General features: G+C 39.9%; 3 protein-coding genes. All 3 read right to left on the bottom strand.

Annotated elements, in window-relative coordinates; all coding sequences use genetic code 11:
- The coding region (locus Q8907_13710) for a glycoside hydrolase family 2 TIM barrel-domain containing protein (protein ID MDP4275327.1) at nt 1-1,574 on the bottom strand (1,574 nt) is incomplete at its 3' end.
- Between the two features lie 89 nt (nt 1,575-1,663).
- A complete protein-coding gene (locus Q8907_13705) occupies nt 1,664-2,500 on the bottom strand; it encodes a PKD domain-containing protein (GenBank protein ID MDP4275326.1) in 837 nt (278 codons plus the stop codon).
- Between the two features lie 45 nt (nt 2,501-2,545).
- Nucleotides 2,546-3,649: an AI-2E family transporter gene (locus tag Q8907_13700; protein ID MDP4275325.1), complete on the bottom strand. Its 1,104-nt coding sequence runs from the start codon at nt 3,647-3,649 to the stop codon at nt 2,546-2,548.
- Between the last annotated feature and the right edge of the window lie 441 nt (nt 3,650-4,090).

Here is a 4,090-nt window from a genome sequence, read left to right as displayed (position 1 = left end):
TCAATTGGCGCGTACATCGGACAATATATGTCGGTAAAAGGTTCCAGCCCTGCCCGTTCATATTGAACAGGACGAGAATGATCGCGTTGCTTAAGCCAGCGGTAAGTATTCTCAAAATTAATGCCGAAACCGGCTTCATTGCCCAACGACCAGATGATGATGGAAGGATGGTTCTTGTCACGTTCAACCATTCTGATGGTGCGGTCGAGGTGGGCTTTACCCCAGAGGGTGTCTTTGGCCAGGGTTTCTTTTCCATAACCCATGCCATGCGATTCTATATCGGCTTCATCGATCAGGTAAAGGCCGTATTTGTCGCAGAGTTCGTACCATTTCGGATCGTTCGGGTAGTGGCAGGTCCGGACGGTATTGATGTTGAATTTCTTCAACAGGGTGATATCCTGGATCATTCCGGCCTGCGAAATGACATGCCCGGTATAGGGGTCGTGTTCGTGGCGGTTGACGCCCTTGATCAGGATACGGACACCATTTACGAACAGTTGCCCATCCTTGATTTCAATTTTTCTGAAACCCGTCTTACAGGAGGTAGATTCCAGTATATGGCCTTTTTTATCTTTGAGCGTAATTACAACCGTATATAAATTCGGAGTTTCGGCAGTCCATTTCAGTGGATTGTACAGGGTTTGACTAAATTCGACGATTGAATCGGCAGCATTCTTCAGGTTTACATTTTTGATCATGGGATCAAAAACGGGTTTCCCGGCATTGTCGAGCAAAGAAATTTCTACCGGATAAATGCCCTTCCTTTTAGCCAGATAGCTTTTTAATTGAACTTTAACATTGAAATCGACATTGGTATAGTTGTTATCCAGTGTTCCTTTCACTTCAAAATCGGATACTTTAACTTCAGGAGTAGAATAAAGGTACACATCGCGTTGAATCCCGCTGATCCTGAAAAAGTCCTGGTCTTCCAGGTAACTTCCATCGCACCAACGGTAAACTTCGGCCGATAGGATATTCTCACCCGGTTTTACAAAAGAGGTGATGTTAAATTCTGCAGGCAGCTTGCTGTCTTCACTGTATCCGACTTTCTTGCCGTTGATCCAAACATACATGGCCGAGCTGACCGCCCCGAAATGCAGGAATATCTGCCGTCCCTGCCAGTTCCCGGGAATAGTAAAGGTCTTTTTGTATGAACCCACGGGATTGTTGTCGTGAGGGATATAAGGCGGGTTTTTCTTAAATGGGTATTGTATGTTCACATAGATCGGAATTCCATATCCCAACATTTCCCAGTTGCTGGGCACCAGAATGTCATCCCATTTACTAACATCAAAGGAATTTTGGTAAAAATCAACCGGTCTGTCATCCGGCTTGGCTGACCAATGGAATTTCCAGGTTCCGTTTAAAAGGGAATACCATGGCGAACGGTTATAATTATTTTCAATTGCAGTTTCTTCATCCGCATAAGGAATAAAAGTAGTGTATGAGGGTTCCTTGTTTTGTCCGATCATCTGCGGATTTTCCCAATCATTGTTTTGCCCGGCGAGAAACTGTGGCGATAAAAATGTTGCCGCAGTAACCAACATCAGCGATATAATTTTTGATTTTTTCATTGTGAAAGAGTAAAAGGTTTAATTAAAATTCAGGATATATTTTTCTTCAAATATAAAAGAAGGAGAGGAAAAATCGCGTAAAAATTGTTTTACCTGTAAAGGTAGAAAAATCCACATTGTTTAGAAGAAGCAGAAGAGCCTGCAGTTTTTAAAACATAAAAATAGATTCCGGAATTCAGGTCAACTCCTGAATCAGTGCGGCCATCCCAACTTATGGTAGGAGCAGTTTCCTTGAAAACCAGGGTTCCATATTTGTCATAAATCTCAATGGAAAGGGGTTCATTGTGGTCTGAAACAACTTGAAAATAATCGTTATTCCCATCATTGTTGGGTGTAAAAACATTAGGGACATCAAATGTTTCAAATATCCCAACTGTTTGGACAGAACTGTCCTTGCATCCAAAACTGTTCGAAATTTTAAGTGTTACAGGATATAATCCCGGCGCACTGTAGGCATGAACGGGCTGTTCGGTATAATCTTTGGCGGCGTTATCCCCAAAATCCCAGACATAAGTATAGCTGTTGGTATCGGCCGCAGCTTTTGTAAAAGTAAATTTTCTGGAGAAAGAAGTTTTTGAAGAAGTATCTGCAAAAGTGAAAAGGGCAATAGCTGCAGGGTGAACAACGATCAATCCCTTCGATTCTATTGTATCTTTCTTATTCAGAATAAGTTTGACATTGTAAATTCCGTCTGAATCAAAAATCACCTTTTGGGGATTCTGTTCTGAACTGGTTTGTCCGTTGCCAAAATTCCATTCCCATGAATTGTCTGAAGAACTTTGGGGTTTATACGAAAATTTCACTGTCAACTTTCCACAACCTCTAGTCGTATCTGCTGAAATGGAGAGTGTTTGTGCAGAGGCTAAACTACTCAATAACAGAATAAAAATACTTAAAACCGGAATATGATTGTTTAAATACTTCATCGATATAAATGTCCTTGTAAATATAATTATATTATAAAGAAAGCATTAAATTTTTTCTGTTAATTTTTTTACCACCTTAAAGTTATTAAAAAATTCTTTTGCAAATACCCTGAGAATGGTGTAGGAAGGAACAGCCAATATCATGCCGATAATTCCGGCCATGCTGCCTGCAATCAGGATAACCAGGAAGATTTCCAGGGGATGGGCATGCACGCTGCTCGAATAGATCAATGGTTGAAACAGAATATTATCAATAACATGTACTGCAATAAAAACCAGCAGGCAGTATCCGATTAAAGGAAGCAACTGCGTGGCATAGTCGTAATTCAAATGGGTAATGATGGTCATTAAAATTCCGAAAGTGGTTCCGATCACAGGCCCTACATAAGGAATTACATTAATGATTCCGGCCAGCAGCCCAATAACCAGGCTGTGGTCAAAACCGACCCCGACCATCGTCAGCCCAAAGGTGACCAGGGTGATGATGCAGGAAATTTCGCAAACTATGCCGATGAAATAACGGATCAACAGTTTGTGAATGGAATTAAGGACTTTTGAAAAGGCTTCCTCATATTTTAAAGGCACAAAGGCCATTATCCCGTCAGAAAACAGATTTTTATCCTTCAAAAAGAAAAAAGTGATGAATGAGATGGAGAAAACAGAAATAAAAATATTTTCAATCAGGGAAGTCAGTGAGCTGAAGGCATTGGTGAAAATGTTAAAATTCAGGGCAGAGGTTATTTTCCCCGAGATAAATTGTTGAAAGGTAATATTCTTTTCTCCTCCTATGTTGTATTTGTCCCAGAATGCTTCAACAGCATTGATGGGCTGTTTCAGATCCTCAATCACCGATTGGACATTAATATGCGAAAGTTCTGCGGCCTGTTTGGCAATAAGCGGCAGGTAAACCCTGAAAAAAAAATAAAAAAATGCCCAGAACAGGATCAAAACCAGGGCTGCACTTAAACCTTTAGGAAAAGTATGGTCCCGTATCTTGATTTTATTGAGCGTATCCACCAGCGGCCTGCCAATAAGTGCAAGAACCGCAGAAATTAAAATATAGGCGACGATATTTTTAAAAAACCACAATACCAGTCCAATTGCAATTACTGCCAGGGATATTCCCAAATACTTGATAAAACGATTCATAGAGAAATTAAATTTATTTTTGTTTTAAATTTCCGGGTTTCAGTAACAAAGTTACAAACTTATCTAATTGTCCTCAAATAAAATCATGAATTTCACCTTGATGGATTCGTATAATTCCATAGTAATGTGTGAACTTTATTGCCGTCAGCTTTCAGCTGAAGTTTTAATATTTCAGTAAAATTAATGTAGATTTATGTTTTTGTTTTCATTGCCGTCATCTTCAACTCGCATAAATATTATAAATTGAAGTTTCGCAACTAAATATTTTCCTGAACGAAATAAAATTTAAAGTCAGTGATTTATTGTCCTTCAACCCCACTTTATCAAGGGGCTAAAACAGGCCGGTGATTCATTAAAAAGTTCCAGGACTTTCCTCCGCGAAGCGTAAAAAACAAAATCCTTATTGACTGCGTACTGTCTGAATGAAGCCGACGCCAGGAG

It is taken from the genome of Bacteroidota bacterium (assembly GCA_030706565.1).
Taxonomy (GTDB): domain Bacteria; phylum Bacteroidota; class Bacteroidia; order Bacteroidales; family JAUZOH01; genus JAUZOH01.
This window is presented reverse-complemented; position numbering and strand designations above follow the sequence as displayed.